This is a genomic window from Pseudonocardia sp. EV170527-09, assembly GCF_008369905.1.
GTDB lineage: Bacteria > Actinomycetota > Actinomycetes > Mycobacteriales > Pseudonocardiaceae > Pseudonocardia.
The window spans coordinates 1-20,596 of the sequence record NZ_VRMC01000045.1 but is presented as its reverse complement, the minus strand read 5'-3'; the positions used below and the strand labels follow the sequence as shown (position 1 = coordinate 20,596).

The window sequence follows — 20,596 nt, the reverse complement described above, 5'->3', positions numbered from 1 at the left end:
GGGGACCGTCCGGAGCGGGTGCGGACATGATGCGGCCCGACGCTCCCGTCCCGGACTGGGATGCCCTGCGGGCCGCCGCGGTGCAGGCCGCGGCCTGGGCGTACGCGCCCTACTCCCGGCTGCACGTCGGCGCGGCCGCGCTCGTCGACGACGGGCGGGTCGTCACCGGCTGCAACGTCGAGAACGCCTCCTACGGCCTCGGCGTCTGCGCCGAGGTGACCCTCGCCGGGCAGCTGCGCCTGTCCGGCGGCGGACGGCTGCTCGCGGTCGCCTGCCGCTCCGGCGACGGCGACCTGCTCATGCCGTGCGGCCGCTGCCGCCAGGTGCTCCACGAGTTCGGTGGCGCCACCCTGCTGTGCGACACCCCGCGCGGGGTGCTGCCGTTCACCGAGGTGCTGCCCGACGCGTTCGGCCCGGAGGACCTGCCGTGAGCTTCTCCGCGGTCGAGGTCATCGCCGCCAAGCGCGACTGCCGCACGCTGTCGAAGGCCCAGATCGACTGGGTGGTCGACGCCTACACCCGCGGTGAGGTCGCCGACGAGCAGATGGCCGCGCTGGCCATGGCGATCCTGCTCAACGGCATGGAGCCCGGCGAGATCGCGCACTGGACCCAGGCGATGATCGACTCCGGCGAGGTCCTCGACTTCGGCGACGTCGGACGCCCGCTGGTCGACAAGCACTCCACCGGTGGCGTCGGCGACAAGATCACGCTGCCGCTGGCGCCGCTCGTCGCGGCCTGCGGGGCCGCGGTGCCGCAACTGTCCGGGCGCGGGCTCGGCCACACCGGCGGCACCCTGGACAAGCTGGAGGCCATCCCCGGCTGGCGCGCCTCGCTGACCACCGACGAGATCACCGCGCAGCTGCGCGAGGTCGGCGCGGTCGTCTGCGCGACGACGCCCACGCTCGCCCCCGCCGACCGGCGGCTCTACGCGCTGCGCGACGTCACCGGCACCGTCGAGTCCGTCCCGCTGATCGCCAGCTCGATCATGAGCAAGAAGCTCGCCGAGGGCACCGGCGGGCTGGTCCTCGACGTGAAGGTCGGGTCCGGGGCGTTCATGAAGACCCTGCCGCGGGCCGGGGAGCTCGCCGACACGATGACCGCGATCGGTGCCGCCCACGGCCTGCCGACCACCGCGCTGCTCACCGACATGTCCCGCCCGCTGGGCCGCTGCGTGGGCAACGCCCTGGAGGTCGCCGAGTCGGTCGAGGTGCTGCGCGGCGGGGGGCCCGCCGACCTGGTGTCGCTCACCGTCGCGCTGGCCACCGAGATGCTCGCCCTCGCCGGTCTGCCCGACGCAGACCCGGCCGCGGTGCTCGCCTCGGGCGCCGCCCACGACGTGTGGGAGCGGATGATCGCCGCGCAGGGCGGGGACCCGTCCGCGCCGCTGCCGGTGGCCGCGCACGTCGAGACGGTCGTCGCCGAGCGGTCCGGCACCTTCGCCGGCGCCGACGCGCTCGCCGTGGGCACCGCGGCCTGGAAGCTCGGGGCCGGGCGCGCCCGGAAGGAGGACCCGGTGCAGGCCGGGGCCGGGGTCCGGCTGCTGGTCGGCCCGGGCGACGAGGTCCGCGCCGGGACACCGCTGGCCGAACTGCACACCGACGACGCCGACCGGCTCCCCGCGGCCCGGCGGCTGCTCGCCGGCGCGGCGCTGCTGATCACCGCGGACCCGCCGCCGGAGCGGGAACTGGTGCTGGACGTCCGCCGGGGCGGCTGACCCGCCCGGCCGGGCGTCGTGCGGTCCCCGGACGGCGGCCGGGTCTCCCGGGCGGGGAGTCACCGACCCCGGTAGGTCGCCCGTCCGGGACCGTCGGCGAGGAACGAGGCCACCGCACCGCGCAGGTCCTCGCTCGCGAACAGCGGCCCGGAGACCTGGGGCAGCACCGCGTCGGCGGCGCGGACGCCGTCGCGCACCGCGGTCGACACGAGCTGCTTGGTGGCGGCGTGCGCGACCGTCGGTCCCGCGGCGAGACGACGCGCGTACTCGCGGGCGGCCTCGGCGAACCCCTCGTCGGGCAGTACCCGGTTGACCACGCCCCACTGCTCCAGCCGGGCGGCCGGATACCGCTCACCGCCGAACACCAGCTCCTTGGCCCGGGTGGGGCCGGCGCGCTCGGCGAGCCGCTGCGGGCCGCCCATCGAGGGCGTGAGCCCGACGACGATCTCGACCAGTCCGAACGACGCCTGCTCGGCGGCGGCGATCAGGTCGCAGGCCAGGGCCAGCTCGAAGGCGGCGGTCAGGGTCAGGCCGTGCGCGGCGAACACCGTCGGTACGGGCAGGTCCTCCAGGGTCCGGGCAAGCCGGATCAGCCGGGCCCACAGTGCGGTGCCCTCCCCGACCGGGTCGGGCCCCTCGGCGATGTCGCGGAACGTCTCCACCTGCACCCCGGCCGACACCACGCGGCCGCGGGCCTCCAGGAGCACGGCGCGGGCGCGGTCGGGGCGGCCGGGCGCGGTCAGCGCGACCAGCTCGGCCACGGCCCGCTCGAACCCGGCGAAGACGGACTCGTCGAACAGGTTGAGCGGCGGACGGTCGAGGACGACGACGGCGACGTCCCCGTCGCGCTCGACACGGACGGGGGCAGCGGGTGCGGGAGTGGTCACCGGGCCATCCTGCGTCGCGGCGACGCACGGCGCGGCCCCGGCCCGCCTCCGGCCGGCCTCGCGTGGGCCGCGACACGCCCGCGGCTGCGCCGTGCCGCCGGGCGGGTGCGCCCACCGGTGGGTGACGGCCCAGGACGGCACACGACGGCCCAGGACGGGACGGCACAGGACGGCGCAGGGCAGCACGGGACCGGGCGGGCGTCGGCACGACGATTCCGATCCGGCACGATGGACCACGATGCGTGAGGACCGACGAGCGGCGGAGCGGGCGCCCCACCCCGCGGTGGTACGGCACGAGCCGCTGCCCCGACCGGTGATGGGCGCGGACCCCCGGCGGACCCCGCGGACGCCTCCGGAGGGTGCCGCCGAGGTGACCCGTCCGCTCGGATCCGGCCGGGTCCCCGACCCGGGGGAGCCGACGACCCCACTGGGACCGGTGGCCGAGCCGGGGGCCCCCGCCGCCTCGACGCCGTCCGGCGGCGCGGAGCGCACCGGCTCGCTCGTCCGCTCCTCCGGCATGATCGCGATCGCCAGCCTGGTCAGCAGGATCACCGGCTTCGTCCGGAACCTCGCGCTGGTCGCGGTGCTGGGCTTCGCGGTCGTCAACGACTCCTACACGATCTCGAACACGCTGCCGAACATCGTCTACGAGCTGCTGCTCGGCGGGGTCCTGACCAGCGTGATGATCCCGGTGCTGGTCCGCGCCCAGGCCGAGGACGCCGACGGCGGCGAACGGTTCACCCGGCTGCTGTTCACCGTGGTCGGGGCCGCGTTGCTGGTCGCGACCCTGATCGCGATGGCCGCCGCCCCGCTGCTGACCAGGCTCTACCTCGGTTCGGGGGACACCGGGCAGGCCAACCCGGCGCTGGCCACGGCGTTCGCCTGGTTGCTGCTGCCGCAGATCTTCTTCTACGGCATCGGTGCGCTGCTCGGCGCGGTCCTGAACTCGAGACAGGTGTTCGGGCCGTTCGCCTGGGCGCCGGTGCTCAACAACGTCGTCATGCTGGGCGTGCTCGTGGTCTACGTCCTCGTGCCGGGGGAGATCTCGGTCGACCCGGTCCGGATGGGCGACCCGAAGCTGCTGGTGCTGGGCATCGGGACGACGCTCGGCATCGTCGTGCAGGCGCTGGTGCTGATCCCCTTCATGCGCAGCATCGGGTTCCGCTACCGCCCGGTGTGGGGCTGGGACCCGCGGCTGTCGCTGGCCGGCGGGATGGCCCTGTGGATCGTCGCCTACGTGCTGGTCGGGCAGGCCGGCTACATCGTGACCACCCGGGTCGCCGCCTCGGCGTCCGAGGGGTCGGTCGCGACCTACATGAACGCGTGGCTGCTGCTCCAGGTCCCCTACGGCGTGCTCGGTGTGTCGCTGCTGACCGCGCTCATGCCGCGGATGAGCCGGGCCGCGGCGAAGGGCGACGTCGACCAGGTCGTCACCGACCTCTCGCTCGGCGCCCGCCTGTCCACCGTCGGGCTCGTGCCGATCGCGGCCGTCATGACGGCGTTCGGCCCGGCCCTGGGCACCGCGCTGTTCTCCGTCGGTGCGGGCAGCGGGGCCGGGGCCGAACGCCTCGGCCAGGCCGTCGCATGGTCGGCGTTCGGGCTCCTGCCCTACGCGGTCACCATGCTGCAGATGCGCGTGTTCTACGCGATGACCGACTCCCGCACCCCGACCCTGATCCAGGTCGGCATGGTCGGGGTCAAGATCCCGCTGCTGCTGGCGTGCCCGCTGCTGCTCCCGCCGGAGCAGGTCGTGCTCGGCCTCGCTGCGGCGAACGGGCTCTCGTTCGTCGGCGGTGCCGTGCTCGGGCAGTGGCTGCTGCGTCGTCGCCTCGGCTGGGCCCGCTCCGGCGAGGTGCTCGCCTGCCTGGCGAGGGTGGCCCTCGCCTCGGCCGCCGCGGCCGCCGTCGCCTGGGGGATCACCCGGCTCGTGGACCCGGCGCTCGCGGACTGGCCGGACGTCGCCCGGGCCTGGACGCTGCTGGTCGGGGGCACGCTGATCGCCCTGCCGCTGGCCGTGGTCGCGATGCGTGTGCTGAGGGTCCGGGAGCTCGACGCGGTCTTCCGGCGCTTCGCCCGCCGCTGACCCGGGGGCGGAACCCCGTTCCCCGGCGCGCCGTCGTCCGCGGCGCGCGTGTCCCGGGCATGTCCTCGGCGCGTCCTCTCCAGTACGTCCCCCGTCGCGTCCCTCCGGTTCGCCTACGGCCGTGGCGCGGCACCGGGTGCCGGGCGGGGGCCGAGATCGGGGCCGGAGGACCGAGAGCCCGGCGCGATGCGGGCCGGCCGGCCGGGATGCCGGGGCCGGACGCAGCGACGCCGCGCCCCGATGCGGGGCGCGGCGTCGCCGTGGTCGTCGTGCGCGCGGACGGCGCGCGGGGCTCAGTCGTCCGGGTCGTCGCCGACCAGGTCGGCGGCGGAGGCACCGTTCTGGCTCTTCACCGCGACCTTCGCCCGCCCACGGCGCTGGGCCGGGCGGGGCGGGGGCGGCGGGGCCTGCTGGGCGTACTGCCCACCCCGACCCATGATCAGCTCCGCGAAGGTCGCCATGGCCTCGTCGAGCTGGCTGGCGTTGCGGCGCTCGGACTCGGCGTTGGCCTTGGTGACCAGGTCGGTGACCGCGCCGGTGTCCGGCCGGTCGCGCAGCACGGTGTCGAGGCCGGCCAGCCGGTCGTCGACGCCGGCGGAGAGCGTGGAGACGTCGCCCGTCAGCTTCTCCAGGCGGGTGTCGACCTCCCCGGTCAGCTTGTCGAGGCGGGTGTCGACGTCGCCGGTGAGCTTGTCGAGCTTCCCGTCGACGCTCTCGCCGAGCGCGTCGAACCGGCCGTCCACGGCCTCCGACAGCGACGTCAGCCGCTCGGTGACCGAACCGTCGAGCTCACCCAGGCGGTCCTTGAGGGACCCGCCGAGCTTGCCGACCCGCTCCTTGACCGACCCGTCCAGGTCGGTCAGCTTGCCGTCCAGCCCGGACTCGACCGAGTCGAGCCGCGTGCCGACCTCCTCCAGACGGGCGGAGAGGGCCTCCAGCCGCTCGGTGAGGGCGTCGAACGCGGGGGTCGGGTCGACGGCCGGACGCTGGGCCAGGTCCTCCAGGCGGCGGTGCAGGCCCACCGAGGTGTCGCCGAGCAGGTTGCGCAGGCCCTCGCCGGTCTCCTCGAAGGAGTGCACGGCCGCGTCGAGCTGCTCGCGCACCTGACGCTCGACGCCGTCGATGCGCTCCTTGATCGGGGAGGCGACGGCGTTCGGCATCGCGTCGAGCCGCATCTCGTGCCGGTCGAGCCGGTTGTCGAGGTCGTCGAGGCGCTTGTGCAGGCCGCCCAGGCGGTCGTCCAGGCCGTCCATCCGGCCCGAGACGCCCTCGAGGCGCCCACCCATGCCGTCCAGCCGCCCGTCGAGCTGGGCGATCGGCTTGGCCAGCTTGTCCGGCAGGGACTCGATGGCCCGGGTGATCGCGCCGAGCACGATCTCGGTGTTGTCGAGCTTGGAGACCGTCTCGTCGAGGCGCTCGGCCAGGACGTTCAGCTCGGTCCGGTCGGGGAGCTCGGTGAGTTTCTTGCGCACGGTGCCGATGGCGTCCAGGGCCGCCAGCCGGGCGTGGATCTCGTCGAGGGAGTCGAAGATCTGCTGCTGTTCGCTGTCACGGATCTCGGCCGCCCGCATGAGCATGCCGCGCATCCGGTCGAACGAGAGGTTCGAAGTGTCGCTCATGGCACCTGCTGCGCTTCCTCTGAGCCAAGTGGGGAGTGCCCAGAGGGTAGCGACCGCCGGACGAGGGTCGACGGACGGTGTTGTGTTGAGCCGTCCGGGGCATGTCTCCGCGCCCGGATCGAGTGCCGATCATGGCAGGTCCGGGCGCCGGTCGTCGCGCGCCACGCCGCTCGGTACGGTGCGCGAGTGGCAGATCCCACCGGTCCCGCCCCGGTCACCCCCGACACCGTCCGCCGCGCTCCCAAGGTGCTCCTGCACGACCATCTCGACGGCGGCCTGCGCGTCGGTACCGTGATCGACCTGGCCCGCGAGTACGGCTACGACAAGCTCCCCACCACCGACCCCGGCGAGCTCGCGGCCTGGTTCCTCGGCGCCGCCCACTCCGGCTCGCTGGTCCGCTACCTCGAGACCTTCGGGCACACCGTCGCGGTGCTCCAGACCCGCGAGGCGCTGACCCGGGTGGCGGCCGAGGCCGCCGAGGACCTGGCCGCCGACGGCGTCGTCTACGCCGAGGTCCGCTTCGCGCCCGAGCTGCACGTCGAGGCCGGGCTGGACCTCGACACCGTCATCGCCGCCGTTCTCGACGGGTTCCGGATCGGCACCGCCCGCGCCGCGGCGGCCGGCAACACCATCCGGATCGGCACCCTGCTCACCGCGATGCGGCACGCCGCGCGGTCGCGGGAGATCGCCGAGCTGGCGGTGCGGCACCGCGACGCCGGCGTCGTCGGCTTCGACATCGCCGGCGCCGAGAAGGGCTTCCCGCCCACCCGTCACCTCGACGCCTTCGAGTACGTCCGCCAGCAGAACGCGCACGTCACCATCCACGCCGGCGAGGCGTTCGGGCTGCCGTCGATCTGGGAGGCGATCCAGTGGTGCGGCGCCGACCGCCTCGGCCACGGCGTGCGCATCGTCGACGACATCGAGGTCCGCGAGGGCGAGCCGCCGCGCCTGGGCCGGCTGGCCGCCTGGGTCCGCGACAGCCGGATCCCGCTGGAGATGTGCCCGACGTCGAACGTCCACACCGGGGCCGCGACGTCGCTGGCCGAGCACCCGATCGGGCTGCTCACCGCGCTGCGGTTCCGGGTCACGGTCAACACCGACAACCGGCTGATGTCGGGCTGCACGATGACCAGCGAGATGTACGACCTGGCCGAGACCTTCGGCTACGGCTGGGACACCCTGCGCTGGTTCACCGTCAACGCGATGAAGTCGGCGTTCATCGGCTTCGACGAGCGGCTGGCGCTGATCGAGGACGTCATCAAGCCCGGGTACGACGCCCTGTCCCGCTAGTGCTCCCGCAGCCGGGCCTCGAGCCCGGCGACGAGCTCGCCCCAGGCCTGCGCCTCCTGGGTGAACGGCGGGCTGGGTGCCATCCGGGTCGGGTCCGGCCGCACGACGAACGAGACGAGCCAGCCGAGGCTGCTGGACTCGGCGAGGGCCTCGGCGGGCTCGGGGTCCCCGGCCCACTCACCGACGTCGGTCAGCAGCTCCGAGGCCAGGTCGAGCTGGACCGGGTCGAGGTCGAGCACGCCGTCGGCGAGGTCCTGCCCGATCCCGGTGAGCACGTAGGTGTTCATGTCCTCGACGCCGCCGTCGAGCTCGCCGACGGCGGCCGCGTCGAGCACCTCGGCGAAGGTGACGGCCGCGGTCAGGTCGGTCCCGGCGACGGCGGGGTGCTCCCGGTCGGCCAGCGCCCGGAACAGCGCGCGCTCGGAGTCGAACACGTCGATCCGGCCGTCGGAGCCGAGGAAGACCGGCTTGTCGTCGAGGTAGCAGCGCAGGCTGACCACGGAGCGGTCGCCGGTCTCGATGCGGATCGGGTCGATGCCGACCTCGGCCCAGAAGCCGGTCGGCTCGTCCTCGGCGGCGTCGGCGTCGTCGGTGCCCGCGGCGAGTGCGGCGGCCTCGAGGGCCTCGTCGTCGTCGAGGGGCTGCTCGGCGAGGCGGTCGCGGAGCTCCTGCTCCTCGGCCCGCGCCTTGTCCAGCGCACCGGCGTCGATCTCCGGAGTGGCGACGAGGTCGTCGACGGCGTCCACGATCCCGTCCCAGTGCGTCGCGATCGCCTCGGACAGCGCGGTCCAGCGCCGGGCCCCGTCACGCCCGGCGAAGGCCGGCTCGCCCTCGCGCAGCAGCGCGAACGTGGGCTCGCCGTCGAGCGCGGCGATCACGTCGGTGAGGTCGCAGACGTCGGCCAGCGACCGGACGATCGAGACGGTCTCGTGCAGCTCCTGCACGGTCGCCGCGTCGGGCTCGGCGGCGGCCAGCTCCGGCAGACCCACCAGGTCGTACCGGTGCACGGCGTCGGGGGTCAGCTCGGCGACCGCGAGACCGGGGACCGCCGACCACGCGGGGTGGTCGACCAGGTCGTGCTCGGGCGCGGTCCGGACGAACGCGGCGAGACCGGCCACCTCGTCGAAGACGAACACGTGCTCGTCGTCGCCGAGGAAGGCTTCCCACTCCTCGCCGTCCTCGCGCCAGGGGGGAGCCCACAGGGTGACCACGTCGCCCCGGGTGAGAGCGAGCCGGATCGGGACGATGTCGCTTGCCACGGGGCGAGCCTATCGTCGCGTCCTTCCGCCGGCCGGTCCCACCACCTCGGGTGTCGCCGGCCCGGCGGATCACGGTCGTGCGGGGTCAGGCCTGGGAGTGCAGTCGGACCACTCCGATGGACACGTCCTCGAGTCCACCCCGGTCGAAGTCGCGGCGCAGCTGATCGGCCTTGATGGTCGCCGTCATCCCGTCGAACGGGCCGTGTGCGTCCACCTCCCCGGTCTGCGGGTCCACCGCCAGAACGACGTATCCGTCGCACTGCGTGAGCTTCTCGGCAGCAGCGATCAACGTCTGCTCCTCGGAAGTCGTGTTCTCCGGCATCGGATCACCTCCTTGTTGTCTAGTACAGCGTCGGCGGTGCCCTCGATGTGACACCGTTTCGGCCATACCACCCGTTCGGGTCAGGTGAATCGCGAGATCGGCGACCGCGTGTGCTGATCGTGGCACTCCTCGCGGTCGATCACGCGATCCGGGGAACGAGACGTGCTCGACCGGACACCGTTGGTGATCACCGGTCCGCGCGGAGATCGGCTGTCACGCAAGGTCTGCGAGGGTGTTCCCGGCCTCACTCGGCAGGACGAGAGGGTGCATCCGGCCGGTCCTGGTGTCACTCGTCGGTGAGCGCCCGCTTCTCACGCTTCGTGAACCGTGACACGAACCAGTGTCAACGTTCGTGGATGACGTCCCGGTGTCCTTCCGGTCACGGGACGGCATCGTCGCAGGATGTGCGGCGCGTCCCGGCCGGCGGGGTCCGCCCGCCGCGGGCGACGGCACCGGATCGGTGGGCCGGGCGCCTCCGCACGGGGGATCTCCCGGGGGCCGGACCGCCGTAGGCTGTGCGCCCGTGGACACGATCGTCGTCGACCACCCGCTCGTGCGGGCCCGGCTCAGCACCATGCGGGACGCCCGCACCGACAACGCCACCTTCCGGGCGGCGTTGCGCGAGCTCACCCTGATGCTGGTCTACGAGGCCACCCGCGCGGCGCCGCTCACCGAGGACCGGATCCACACCCCGGTCTCGCGGACGGTCGGCCACCGGCTCGCCGTCCCGCCGGTGCTGGTCCCCGTGCTGCGGGCCGGGCTGGGGATGGCCGAGGCCGCGCTGAACCTGATCCCGGACTCGCAGATGGGCTTCGTCGGCATGGCCCGCGACGAGACGACCCACCAGCCGGTGCCCTACATGGAGTCGCTCCCCGACAGCCTCGTCGGCCGGCCGGTGTTCGTGCTCGACCCGATGCTGGCCACCGGCGGCTCGATGGTGCACACCGTCGAGCTCCTGACCCGCCGCGGCGCCGACGACGTGACGATCCTCTGCGCGCTGTCGGCGCCGGAGGGGGTGGAGCGGCTGCGCGCGTCCGGGCTGCCGGTCCGGATGGTGACCGCCAGCATCGACGAACGGCTCAACGACTCCGCGTTCATCGTCCCCGGCCTCGGCGACGCCGGGGACCGTCAGTTCGGCGCGGTCTGAGCCGGCCGTGAGGCCCTCCCGGCGCGTCCTCACCGGGGTCGTGGCGGCCGGTGGTGGCGGTCGCGCTGTCCGCGCTGCCCGCGGCGGACCGGCCGGAGGACGTCGAGGTGCCCGCCGCCGTCGACGATCCCGGGGTGGTGCGGGTGATGCCGCTGGGCGCGTCGTCGACGGTCGGGGTGGGGAGCCCGGCGACGGCCGGCTACCGCCTCCCGCTGTGGCAGCGCCTCACCGCCGACGGCGTCCGCGTCGACTACGTCGGCTCCCGCAGCTCCGGCCCGGACGCGCTGCCCGACACCGACCACGAGGGCCGCTCCGGCTGGACGGCGGCCCGGATGGTGCCGATGACGGGCGGCTGGGTGCTGGCCGCGCAGCCGGACGTCGTGCTCCTGCACGCCGGCACCAACGACCTGCTGCAGGGGGCCGGCGCGCGGGCGACGGCGGCGAGCCTGGACCGGCTGCTGGACCGCGTGTTCGCGGCCGCACCGCACACCCACGTGATCATGGCCGGGGTGTGGGCACCGCTGCCGAAGCAGCGGGCCGAGCGGGCGCGGCTGGCCGAGTACCTGCCCCGGGTCGCCGCGGCGCACCGCGCGGCGGGCCACTCGGTGGAGTTCGTGGACACCGCCGCCCTGTTCCCCGCCGGGCGGACCGCGGACGGCCTGCACGCCGGACCGGACGCCTACCGCACGATCGCGTCGATGTGGGCCGACCGGATCGAGGCGCACCTCGGGGTCCGGCCCGCCACCGGGCGCCGGTGACCGGGGTCAGTCCTCCGGCATGACGGTCGCGGCCAGGACGGCGTCCAGCTCGCGGCACGCGGCCCGGGCGGCGGCGTCCGGGGGACCGGCGACCTCGACCGGCGCGGCCGCCGCGGTCCAGCCCATCGCCTCGGCGATCGTCGTCACCGAGCGGGTCGCACCGGAGGTGTCCGAGCCGCCGTGCACCCACAGCCCGTAGGGCAGGCCGCGGGTGTCGTCGGCGCAGACGTAGAAGACCTGGTCGAGGAAGTGCTTGAGTGCGCCGGACATGTAGCCGATGTTCGCCGGCGTCCCGAGGACGACGGCGTCGGCGGCGAGCAGGTCGCTCGCCGTCGCGGCCAGGGCGGCGCGCGCGACGACCTCGACCCCGGTGATGTCCGGGTCGGCCGCCCCCGCGCGGACCTCGGCGAGCAGCTCCGCGGTCGCGGGGGACGGGGTGTGGTGGACCAGGAGCAGGCGGGTGCTCATCCGGCGAGCATCCCGTCGACCTCGGCGCGCACCGCGTCCAGGCGCTCCGCGGCGACGGCCCGCGACGCCGGCACCGCGGCCACGTCGCTGGTGGGGTCCAGGGCGACCTCCAGGTAGGCCTTGAGCTTCGGCTCGGTCCCCGACGGGCGGATCACCACCCGGGTCCCGGGGCGGCGCAGCCGCAGCACGTCGGGGGCCGGGCGGTCGGCCTCCCAGCCGGCCGGGGGCGCGGCGCGCAGCCGGGCGACGGCGGCGTCGCGCTCGGCGGGGGCCATCCGGATCGAGACGCCCTGGGTGGCGTGCACGCCGAACTCCGCGGCCAGCTCGTCGAGCCGCCGTGGCACCGACGACCCGGCCGCGGCGAGCCCGCGCACCAGGTCCGCGGCGACGACGGCGGCGGAGATGCCGTCCTTGTCCCGGACGCCCTCGGGGTCGACGCAGAGCCCGATCGCCTCCTCGTAGCCGAAGACCAGCCCGTCACCGGCCCGCACGATCCACTTGAATCCGGTGAGGGTCTCGGCGAACCGGGCCCCGCGGGCCCGGGCGATGCGGGCGAGCATCGACGACGACACCACGGTCGTCGCGACCAGCGGGTCCGGCGTGGTCCCGGTCCGCAGCAGGTGGTCGCCGAGCAGGACACCGGTCTCGTCGCCGGACAGCATCCGCCAGCCGTCGGGGAAGGCGACGCCGAGCGCGCACCGGTCCGCGTCCGGGTCCAGCGCGACGGCGAGGTCCGCGCCGCTGTCGGCGGCCAGCGCGAGCAGCGCGTCGGTGGCGCCCGGCTCCTCCGGGTTCGGGAAGGCCACCGTCGGGAAGTCGGGGTCGGGCACGGCCTGGCTCGCGACGACGGCGACGTCGTGCACCCCGGCCCTGGCGAGCGCGGCGACCGCGGTCGCGCCGCCGACCCCGTGCATCGGGGTGAGCGCGATCCGCGGCGCGGGAGTCCCGGTGTTCGCCGGCAGCGTCGCGATCCGGTCGAGGTAGGCGCCGGTGACCTCCGCCGGGTCCGGCAGCGGACCGAGCGGGACCGACACCGCGGGCGGTGCGGCGGTGATCGCCTCCTCGATGGCGGCGTCGTCGGGGCTCACGAGCTGCGCGCCGTCGGCGAGGTAGACCTTGTAGCCGTTGTCCGCGGGCGGGTTGTGCGAGGCGGTCACGGCGATCCCGGCGACCGCGCCGAGGTGCCGCACCGCGAACGCCACCAGCGGGGTGGGGGCGGGGCCGTCGAGCAGGGTCACGGTGAACCCGGCGCCGGTCAGCACGCGGGCGGTGGCCTCGGCGAACGCGGCGGACCCGTGCCGGGCGTCCCGGCCGACGACGACCCGGCCGGTGCCAGCGGTCCGGGTCAGGTGGGCGGCCAGCCCTGCGGTCGCCCGGGTCACGACGGCGACGTTCATCCCCGACGGCCCGGCCCGCACCGGCCCCCGCAGCCCGGCGGTGCCGAAGCGCAGCGGCCCGGACAGCCGATCGGCCAGGTCGTCGATCGCCTCCCCGGCGCCGTCGCCCCCGGCCATCGCGGTGGCCAGGATCCGCTGCAGCTCCGTGCGCGTGGCCGGGTCGGGGTCGTCGGCGATCCAGCGCAGCGCCGCGTCGCGCAGCGGTCCCGGGAGCACCATCAGACGCGGCCGACGAGGTCGCGCAGCAGCGAGCCCATCCGGGTCGCCGCGGCGGCGCCGGCGTCGAGGACCTCCTGGTGGTTCAGCGGCTGCCCGGACAGGCCCGCGGCCAGGTTGGTGACCAGCGAGATCCCGGCGACCTCCAGTCCGGCGGCGCGGGCGGCGATCGTCTCGGCGACGGTGGACATCCCGACCAGGTCCGCGCCCAGCGTGCGCAGCATCCGGATCTCGGCCGGGGTCTCGAAGTGCGGGCCGGGCAGCCCGGCGTAGACGCCCTCGACCAGCGACGGGTCCAGCTCGCGGGCGGCGGCGCGCAGCCGGGGGGAGTAGGCGTCGGTGAGGTCGACGAAGTGCGCGCCCTGCAGCGGCGAGCGCGCCAGGAGGTTGAGGTGGTCGGCGATCAGCACCGGCTGCCCGACCGACAGGCCCTCGGTGATGCCGCCCGCCGCGTTGGTCAGCACGACCGTGCGGACACCGGCCGCCGCGGCGGTGCGGACGCCGTGCACGACCGGGTCCATCCCGTGGCCCTCGTAGAGGTGGGTGCGCCCGAGCAGGACCAGCACCCGGGTGTCACCGATGCGCAGCGAGCGGGCGGTGCCGCCGTGGCCGACCGCGGACGGAGCGACGAAGCCGGGCAGCTCGGCCATCGGGACCTCGGCGTCGGGGGTGCCGAGCACGTCGGCGGCCGGACGCCAGCCGGAGCCCAGGACCACCGCCACGTCGTGGGTGTCGGTGCCGGTGCGGCGGGCGAGCTCGGCGGCGGCGTCGTGGGCGCGAGCGGTGGGGTCGGCGGTGTCGGCCATGGGCGCCAGCCTAGGGGGCGCCGGTGCCGTGGCCGGCTCAGCCCGGGGTGGCGCGGAAGCCCGAGGCGACGGCGTCGAACAGGCCCGCGACGGCGTCCTCGGCGCGCCCGGCGGGGGAGGTCAGCTGCAGGACCCAGACCCCGCCCTGCCGGTCGCGGCCGGGGACGATGCGCATCAGCGTGCTGCGCTGCGCGCTGCCGCTGCCGGTGGTGAGCGCGACCTGGCTGGAGCCGTCGGGCAGCTGCTCGACCGGCCCGGCCTCGACCGGGTCGACGCCCAGCGCCTCGGGGGTGAGCGCGTCGGTGACGGCCTGCACCGAGGTGGCCGCGCGGACCGACAGCTCCTGACGGCCGTCCGGACTGACGAAGCGGACGACGACCGACCCGTCCGGGGCGGGTGAGCGGAACTGCGTCCAGCCGTCGGGCACCGGCACGGTGAAGCCGAGCGGGTCCGGGTAGGTGGTGCGCAGCGACCGGTCGGTGGCGACGGTGACCGTCGACAGCGGTTCCTGGCCGGCCAGCGCGCGGACCCCGGTGAATCCGGCGAGTGCGCCGAGCAGCAGGAGCAGCGCGCCGCCGAGAACCAGCGGGACGGCACCGAGCACGGTGGTCGGGCCGGTCGCCGCGACGCGGGCGGGTGCGGCCCCCCGCGACGACGGCCGGGCCGGACGCGGGCGCTCCGCCGGCGGCGGTGCCGGTGCGGGCACGGGGTCGGCGACCGGGGAGCGGCCGTAGGTGCCGGTCCCGGTGGGCCCGAGCGGGCCGGGCGGTGCCGGTGCGGGCACCCGCGGCGGGGCCGCGGTCCCACCGGGCGGTGCCGGCACCCGCGCCATGACGGTCGGCACGTCCGGCGAGCCGGGGAAGATCGGGTCGTCGGGGTCGGCGAGCAGCGGGCGCAGCCGGGCCCGTACCTCGTCGAGCGGCATCCGGGCGGCGGGCTCCTTGACCATCAGCCCGGCGATGACCTCGGCGACCGGGCCGGTGACCGTCGGCACGGGGACGGGGCCGTCGACGACCTCGGTGATGGTGCGGACCGGGTCGCCGTCGACGTCGTAGGGCGGGCGGCCCTCGACGGCGGCCCAGAGCGTCGCGCCGAGGCCCCACAGGTCCGCGGCCGGGGTGACCGGCTGGCCCGCGGCGACCTCGGGGGCGATGTAGGCGGGCGAGCCGAGCACGAGGCCCGCGGAGGTCATCGGTGCGTCGGACTCGTTGCGGGCGATGCCGAAGTCGGTGAGCTTGATCCGGCCGTCGTCGGAGATCAGGACGTTGCCGGGCTTCACGTCGCGGTGGGTGATCCCGGCCCGGTGCGCGGCCCGCAGCGCCGCCGCGGTGCCGTGCCCGACGACGCCGGCCTGCGCGGCGTCGAGCCTGCCCAGCTCGGTGATCGCCGCGGCCAGGTTCTTCGACGGCACCAGCTCCATGACCACCAGCGGCTCGTCGCCGCCGGAGTCCAGCACGTCGAAGACGGTCACGACGTTGGGGTGCGACAGCCCGGCCAGCGCCCGGGCCTCCCGCATGATGCGTTCACGCAGTTCCAGCTTCTCCCCGGCCGGGATGCCGTCGGGGATCTTCAGCTCCTTGAGCGCGACGCGGCGGTGCAGGACCTCGTCGAAACCCGACCAGACGGTGCCCATCGCGCCGCTCCCGAGCGGACCGTCGACGCGGTACCGCCCGGCGAACTGTCGGCGCTGGACCTCGCCCTCGGGAACGGACACGGCGCCGATTGTTCCATCGTGCCCGCGCGGCCCGTCCCCGCACACCGCCTCCGGCCGTGATCGTCACCGCCGGTGCGCAGGAGTGACGGTAGGTGACGGCACCGGCCGGTCCGGACGGCGGACGGCGGCCACGGCGGGCCGGGCGTGCCGACGGTCACGGTCCGGTGCCGTTCCGGCCGCGGTCCGGTGTCGTCGCCGGCCGCACGTCCCGTGACGGGCGTCCGAACCGCCGGTGAACGGCGAGGACGCCCGTTCGCCGACGGGAGGAACGGTCGCCCGCGCCCGTTCACCTGGGGAGGTGAACCCGCTGGCAGCACCCCGTCGACCCCTTGCCGCGCGGAGGCGTGAACGGACGATTTCGACTGGAACACCGCCGGACGGGTGAGCACCATCATGAGTGGTGGGACACGACCGATCGCCGTCCGCGTCGACCGCGGGCAGGCGGGCCGTTCCGGCCGGAGGCCAGTACGAGGAGGACAAGGTGACTGCGCTGCAGACCCGCACCGAGCTCCCGGAGATCACCGATCTCGCGGTCGACGATCTCGGCGTCGGCACGGGTCCGGCCTGGCTGGAGTCGTGGATGCGGGCGCACAAGGGCGAGATCGTGGGCTGGCGCCGCGCGATCCACGCCCAGCCCGAGCTGGCCCGTCGCGAGCACCTCACGACCGCGCGGGTCGCGGAGACCCTGATGCGGGCGGGTCTGGAGCCGCGCACCCTCGCCGACGGCACCGGCGTCGTCTGCGAGGTGGGGTACGGCGAGCCGCTGGTCGCCCTGCGCGCGGACATGGACGCGCTGCCGCTGCAGGAGCAGACCGGTCTCCCGTTCGCCTCCGAGGTGCCCGGTGTCATGCACGCCTGCGGGCACGACGCGCACACCGCGATGCTGCTGGGGGCGGCCCTGGTGCTGCAGGCCGCGCCGTCGCTGCCCGGCCGGGTCCGGCTGGTGTTCCAGCCGGCCGAGGAGGTGCAGCCGGGCGGCGCGCTCGACGCCGTCGGCCAGGGCGTGATGGAGGGCGTGCAGCGGATCTTCGCGCTGCACTGCGACCCGCGCCTGGAGGTCGGGCGGCTCGGCACCCGGGTCGGCCCGATCACCTCGGCCTGTGACCTCATCGAGGTCCGGCTGACCTCACCGGGCGGGCACACCTCCCGCCCGCACCTGACCGCCGACCTCGTGCAGGCGCTCGGGCTGCTGGCCACCCAGGTGCCGCTGCTGCTGACCCGCCACGTCGACCCGCGCTCGGGCACCGTCCTGACCTGGGGTGCGGTGCACGCCGGGGACGCGGCGAACGCGATCCCGCAGTCCGGGCTGCTGCGCGGCACCCTGCGCACCGCCGACCACGCGACCTGGACGGAGCTCGAGGAGAAGCTGCGGGCGCTCGTGGCGGCCGTGCTGGCCCCCACCGGTGTCGGCTACGTGCTCGACCACGTCCGCGGTGTCCCGCCGGTCGTCAACGACGAGGTGTCCACCGGGATGCTGCGCGACGCCGCGGTGACCGTCGGCGGCGAGGCCGCCGACGCCTCCACCGAGCAGTCCTCCGGCGGCGAGGACTTCGCCTGGTACCTGGAGCACTCCGCGGGCGCCATGGCGCGGCTCGGGGTGTGGTCGGGCACCGGCAAGCAGCGCGACATCCACCAGCCGACCTTCGACCTCGACGAGCGGGCCCTGCCGTTCGGCTCGCGGGTGCTGGTGCAGGCCGCGCTGTCCGCGCTGGCGCAGGCGGCCTCCTGAGCCACTGACACACTCACCGACCCGCCGCCTCCCGCGGTGAACGACGACGGCCCGGCCCCCGCACGTGCGGAGGCCGGGCCGTTCTCGTCGGACGGTGGGTCCGGTCAGGAGTGGTTGCCGGGCGAGGACTTGCGGCTGGGCCTGCTGCGCAGCTCGTTCACGTAGTCGTCCGGGGCACCCGCGGTCTCCGCGGCGTCGGCGATCACGCCCAGGTAGCGGGCCGAGGGCTCTCCGCCCTCGTAGGCGTTCAGCACGTAGATGAACGCGAGGACGCTGCCGTCGAGGGTGGCGACGCGCAGCCGGAGCTTCTTGTGCATGCCCAGCTCACCGCCCTCCCAGCGGTCGAGCTGACGTTCGTCGTGCTCGGGGACGTCGTAGAGCACGACGAACACCTGCGAGCCCGGCTCCTCCACCACGGTGGCGAGCGCGCCCTCCCAGGTGTAGTCCTCGCCGCCGAACGTCAGCCGCCAGCCCTGGAGCCACCCGGTCCCGGCCATCGGCGAGTGCGGGGCGCGCTCCTTCATCTGCTCGGGGTCCATGTTCGACCCGTACGCGGCATACAGCGGCACGCATGCAGGGTAGTGGTGAGCCCGACGGGGCCTCGACCCGCCCGGTCGTAACGATGGGACACGCGTACTGTGAGCCCCGTCGACGCTGGCGGGCGGGACCGCCTGCCGGTCCACCACCACCGACTTCTCCAGGGGGATCTCCCGTGACCCGCATCGTCATCATGGGCGGCGGACCGGCCGGCTACGAGGCCGCACTCGTCGCGGCACAGCACGGCAGCGAGGTGACCGTCGTCGAGCGGGACGGCATGGGCGGCGCCTGCGTCGTCTACGACTGCGTCCCCTCGAAGACCTTCATCTCCTCCGCGGCCGTCCGGGTCGACCTGCACCGTGCCGAGGACCTCGGCGTACTGGTGGACCGCGGCAACTCCGCGGTCGACCTGCCCGCGGTCAACGAGCGGGTCAAGTCCCTCGCCCTCGCCCAGTCCGCCGACGTGCGGGCCCGGCTGGAGAACGAGGGCGTCCGGATCATCGCCGGCACCGCGCGGTTCGCCGGGCCCGCCGAGGCCCGCGCCGCGCACGAGGTGACCGCCACGCACGCCGACGGGACCGTCGAGGACCTCGTCGCCGACGTCGTCCTCATCGCGACCGGGGCCACCCCGCGAGTGCTGGACTCGGCTCGTCCGGACGGCGACCGGATCCTCGACTGGCGTCAGCTCTACGACCTCGACGAGCTGCCCGAGCACCTGATCGTCGTCGGCTCCGGCGTGACCGGCGCCGAGTTCTGCTCCGCCTACGTCGAGCTCGGCTGCCGGGTCAGCCTGGTCTCCAGCCGCGACCGGGTCCTCCCGCACGAGGACGCCGACGCCGCCGCCGTGCTGGAGGAGGTGTTCGCCGACCGGGGGGTGGAGATCCTCGCCCACGCGCGCGCCGACTCCGTCGAGAACACCGGCGACGGCGTCCGGGTCACCCTGTCCGACGGTCGCGTCGTGGAGGGCTCGCACGCCCTGATGACCGTCGGGTCGATCCCCAACACCGCCGAGCTCGGCCTGGAGAAGATCGGCGTCGAGACCGACCGGGGCGGGTTCGTCCCGGTCGACAAGGTCTCGCGCACCTCCGAGCCGGGTGTGTACGCGGCGGGCGACTGCACCGGCGTGCTCATGCTCGCCTCGGTCGCGGCCATGCAGGGTCGGATCGCGATGTGGCACGCGCTCGGCGAGGGCGTGTCCCCGATCCGGCTGCGGACGGTCGCGGCGAACGTGTTCACCCGCCCCGAGATCGCGACCGTCGGGATCAGCCAGAACGCGATCGACTCCGGCGAGGTCCCGGCCCGCACCGTGATGCTGCCGTTGTCGACCAACCCGCGCGCCAAGATGCGCGGGCTGCGCCGCGGCTTCGTCAAGCTGTTCTGCCGCCCGGCGTCCGGCGTGGTCATCGGCGGTGTCGTGGTCGCGCCGGTCGCGAGCGAGCTGATCCTGCCGATCGCGATGGCGGTCCAGAACGGGCTCGGGGTGGACGACCTGGCCCACACCTTCTCGGTGTACCCGTCGCTGTCCGGGTCGATCACCGAGGCGGGCCGTCAGCTCATGCAGCACTCCGACCTGGACTGAACAGCTCGGCGAACCGGTCGCGCAGCTCGCCGTCGCCCGCGGGGGCGAGGGTGGACCACTCGGGTCCGCCGTGCGCGCCGGTCCCGCGGGTCAGGCGGTAGCGGCCCCGCGGCGTGTCGACGACGGCGACGTGCCCCGGCAGCCGCGCCGGGCTGCCCCAGTGGTCGTGCCGGACGGCGCAGATCTGCGCACGGTGCGCGGGCCCGGCGAGCAGGGAGGCGAGCCGGGCCCGCTGCTCGTCGTCCCCGGCGGTGCCGGGGTCGGTGCGAGCGTCCCCGTCGAGGACGCGGGCCAGCTCGGCGGTGGGCAGGGTCACGGCGGGCCCGGGTCCCGGCGCGCGCCGGGGCAGGGCCGACACCGCGGCGAACGCCGGTGATCCCGCCGCGGTCACGGTGACGGCCGCTCCGGTGTGGACGGCGAGGACGCCGTCGCCGTCGCGTTCGGCGGCGACCGCGCGCAGTGGGCCGTCGTCGAACCGGCCGCGCACCTCCAGGTGACGGTCGGGGCGGGCGAGCAGGGTCAGCAGCCGTACCAGCGCGGGGTCGGGTCCGGCCGGACCGGCGAGGCCGCGGGCGCGTAGCCCGGCGACGCCGGCCGCCACGACCCGGCGCCGCTCCTCGCGGGTGCGCCCGGGGGAGGGGAGCCGCAGCGCCACCGGGGTGGCGCCGAGTCCCAGGTGCTCCCAGACGACGTCGAACTCGGTGCCGGTGAGCACGAACGGCACCGACGGGATCCAGGGCGCGGGCTCAGCCACGGCCCCGCCACCGGGCCTCGGGACGCAGGACGCCGGGGTCGGGCATCGGGCTGCTCCAGGGGGTCGTCGGGGACGGCGTGCTGGTCGGCGACGAGGCGCCAGGCCGGGACCCGGGGGTCGGCGGGCGCGCCGACGGCCGCCGCGACCGGCGGCGGGGCGGCCGGAACCCCGCCCATCGGCACGCCGGCCGGAGTGACGGCCGGGTCGCCGTGCGGCGGCACCGGCGGCGGGGTGTAGCGGCCGTGGGTGGCGGCACCGTGGGTGGCGGCACCGTGGGTGGCGGCACCGTGGGGGGCCTGTCGCTGATACACATCTCC

Annotated in this window: 18 protein-coding genes; 8 read left to right on the top strand and 10 right to left on the bottom strand. The window is 75.3% G+C overall.

Annotation, left to right across the window (positions count from 1 at the left end; genetic code table 11):
- Positions 1-29 precede the first annotated feature (29 nt).
- Together FVA95_RS15575 and FVA95_RS15570 are read left to right on the top strand one after the other, a co-directional pair.
- Positions 30-431: a cytidine deaminase gene (locus FVA95_RS15575; protein ID WP_060714343.1), complete on the top strand. Its 402-nt coding sequence runs from the start codon at positions 30-32 to the stop codon at positions 429-431.
- Complete coding sequence (locus tag FVA95_RS15570; protein WP_149664880.1) at positions 428-1,714, top strand: thymidine phosphorylase; 1,287 nt, start codon at positions 428-430, stop codon at positions 1,712-1,714. The genes FVA95_RS15575 and FVA95_RS15570 overlap by 4 nt, the downstream gene beginning before the upstream one ends.
- Before the next feature lie 59 nt (positions 1,715-1,773).
- Here the strand turns inward: FVA95_RS15570 and FVA95_RS15565 are convergent, their stop codons facing one another.
- Positions 1,774-2,601: an enoyl-CoA hydratase/isomerase family protein gene (locus FVA95_RS15565; RefSeq protein ID WP_149664879.1), complete on the bottom strand. Its 828-nt coding sequence runs from the start codon at positions 2,599-2,601 to the stop codon at positions 1,774-1,776.
- A 238-nt stretch (positions 2,602-2,839) separates the two neighbouring features.
- Between FVA95_RS15565 and murJ the strand changes: the two genes are divergently transcribed.
- Positions 2,840-4,684: a murein biosynthesis integral membrane protein MurJ gene (gene murJ, locus FVA95_RS15560; RefSeq protein ID WP_240051526.1), complete on the top strand. Its 1,845-nt coding sequence runs from the start codon at positions 2,840-2,842 to the stop codon at positions 4,682-4,684.
- Between the two features lie 293 nt (positions 4,685-4,977).
- Here murJ and FVA95_RS15555 read toward each other — a convergent pair whose 3' ends face one another.
- Positions 4,978-6,303 (bottom strand): PA containing protein, encoded by a 1,326-nt coding sequence (locus FVA95_RS15555; RefSeq protein WP_149664878.1) that lies wholly within the window; start codon positions 6,301-6,303, stop codon positions 4,978-4,980.
- Positions 6,304-6,489: 186 nt separating this feature from the next.
- On the opposite strand from FVA95_RS15555, the gene FVA95_RS15550 reads away from it, so the two are divergent.
- Positions 6,490-7,593 (top strand): adenosine deaminase, encoded by a 1,104-nt coding sequence (locus FVA95_RS15550; RefSeq protein WP_149664877.1) that lies wholly within the window; start codon positions 6,490-6,492, stop codon positions 7,591-7,593.
- Here FVA95_RS15550 and FVA95_RS15545 read toward each other — a convergent pair.
- The gene (locus tag FVA95_RS15545; RefSeq protein ID WP_149664876.1) at positions 7,590-8,852 is read right to left on the bottom strand and encodes a primosomal protein; all 1,263 of its coding nucleotides are present in this window, start codon (positions 8,850-8,852) and stop codon (positions 7,590-7,592) included. The two genes, FVA95_RS15550 and FVA95_RS15545, sit on opposite strands and share 4 nt — an antisense overlap.
- Positions 8,853-8,937: 85 nt before the next feature.
- A complete protein-coding gene (locus tag FVA95_RS15540) occupies positions 8,938-9,174 on the bottom strand; it encodes a hypothetical protein (RefSeq protein ID WP_010230125.1) in 237 nt (78 codons plus the stop codon).
- Between the two features lie 523 nt (positions 9,175-9,697).
- Here FVA95_RS15540 and upp point away from each other — a divergent pair.
- Positions 9,698-10,321 (top strand): uracil phosphoribosyltransferase, encoded by a 624-nt coding sequence (gene upp, locus FVA95_RS15535; RefSeq protein WP_020625437.1) that lies wholly within the window; start codon positions 9,698-9,700, stop codon positions 10,319-10,321.
- 50 nt (positions 10,322-10,371) lie between these two features.
- Positions 10,372-11,079, top strand: coding sequence for a GDSL-type esterase/lipase family protein (locus tag FVA95_RS15530; RefSeq protein WP_149664875.1), 708 nt, complete (start codon positions 10,372-10,374; stop codon positions 11,077-11,079).
- Positions 11,080-11,085: 6 nt separating this feature from the next.
- On the opposite strand, the gene FVA95_RS15525 is transcribed toward FVA95_RS15530, so the two are convergent.
- Genes FVA95_RS15525 through FVA95_RS33705 form a run of 4 tightly spaced genes read right to left on the bottom strand, consistent with a single transcriptional unit; the run spans position 11,086 to position 15,680 of the window.
- On the bottom strand, positions 11,086-11,547 hold the full coding sequence (locus FVA95_RS15525; RefSeq protein WP_149664874.1) for a flavodoxin family protein: 462 nt from the start codon (positions 11,545-11,547) through the stop codon (positions 11,086-11,088).
- Entirely contained in the window at positions 11,544-13,163 is a 1,620-nt protein-coding gene (locus FVA95_RS15520) for a phospho-sugar mutase (RefSeq protein ID WP_149664873.1), read from the bottom strand. Before FVA95_RS15520 ends, FVA95_RS15525 begins: the two co-directional genes overlap by 4 nt.
- Complete coding sequence (locus FVA95_RS15515) at positions 13,163-13,966, bottom strand: purine-nucleoside phosphorylase (RefSeq protein ID WP_149664872.1); 804 nt, start codon at positions 13,964-13,966, stop codon at positions 13,163-13,165. The genes FVA95_RS15520 and FVA95_RS15515 overlap by 1 nt, the downstream gene beginning before the upstream one ends.
- A 37-nt stretch (positions 13,967-14,003) precedes the next feature.
- Positions 14,004-15,680 (bottom strand): serine/threonine-protein kinase, encoded by a 1,677-nt coding sequence (locus FVA95_RS33705; protein WP_304627183.1) that lies wholly within the window; start codon positions 15,678-15,680, stop codon positions 14,004-14,006.
- 481 nt (positions 15,681-16,161) lie between these two features.
- Between FVA95_RS33705 and FVA95_RS15505 the strand changes: the two genes are divergently transcribed.
- Positions 16,162-17,409 (top strand): amidohydrolase, encoded by a 1,248-nt coding sequence (locus FVA95_RS15505; protein WP_149664871.1) that lies wholly within the window; start codon positions 16,162-16,164, stop codon positions 17,407-17,409.
- A gap of 104 nt (positions 17,410-17,513) precedes the next feature.
- Here FVA95_RS15505 and FVA95_RS15500 read toward each other — a convergent pair whose 3' ends face one another.
- Entirely contained in the window at positions 17,514-17,978 is a 465-nt protein-coding gene (locus FVA95_RS15500) for a gamma-glutamylcyclotransferase (RefSeq protein ID WP_020624005.1), read from the bottom strand.
- 143 nt (positions 17,979-18,121) lie between these two features.
- Here FVA95_RS15500 and FVA95_RS15495 point away from each other — a divergent pair, with 143 nt between their 5' ends.
- Complete coding sequence (locus FVA95_RS15495) at positions 18,122-19,525, top strand: NAD(P)H-quinone dehydrogenase (RefSeq protein WP_020624004.1); 1,404 nt, start codon at positions 18,122-18,124, stop codon at positions 19,523-19,525.
- Here FVA95_RS15495 and FVA95_RS15490 read toward each other — a convergent pair.
- Positions 19,500-20,279: an ESX secretion-associated protein EspG gene (locus FVA95_RS15490; RefSeq protein WP_149664870.1), complete on the bottom strand. Its 780-nt coding sequence runs from the start codon at positions 20,277-20,279 to the stop codon at positions 19,500-19,502. The two genes, FVA95_RS15495 and FVA95_RS15490, sit on opposite strands and share 26 nt — an antisense overlap.
- Positions 20,280-20,596 lie beyond the last annotated feature (317 nt).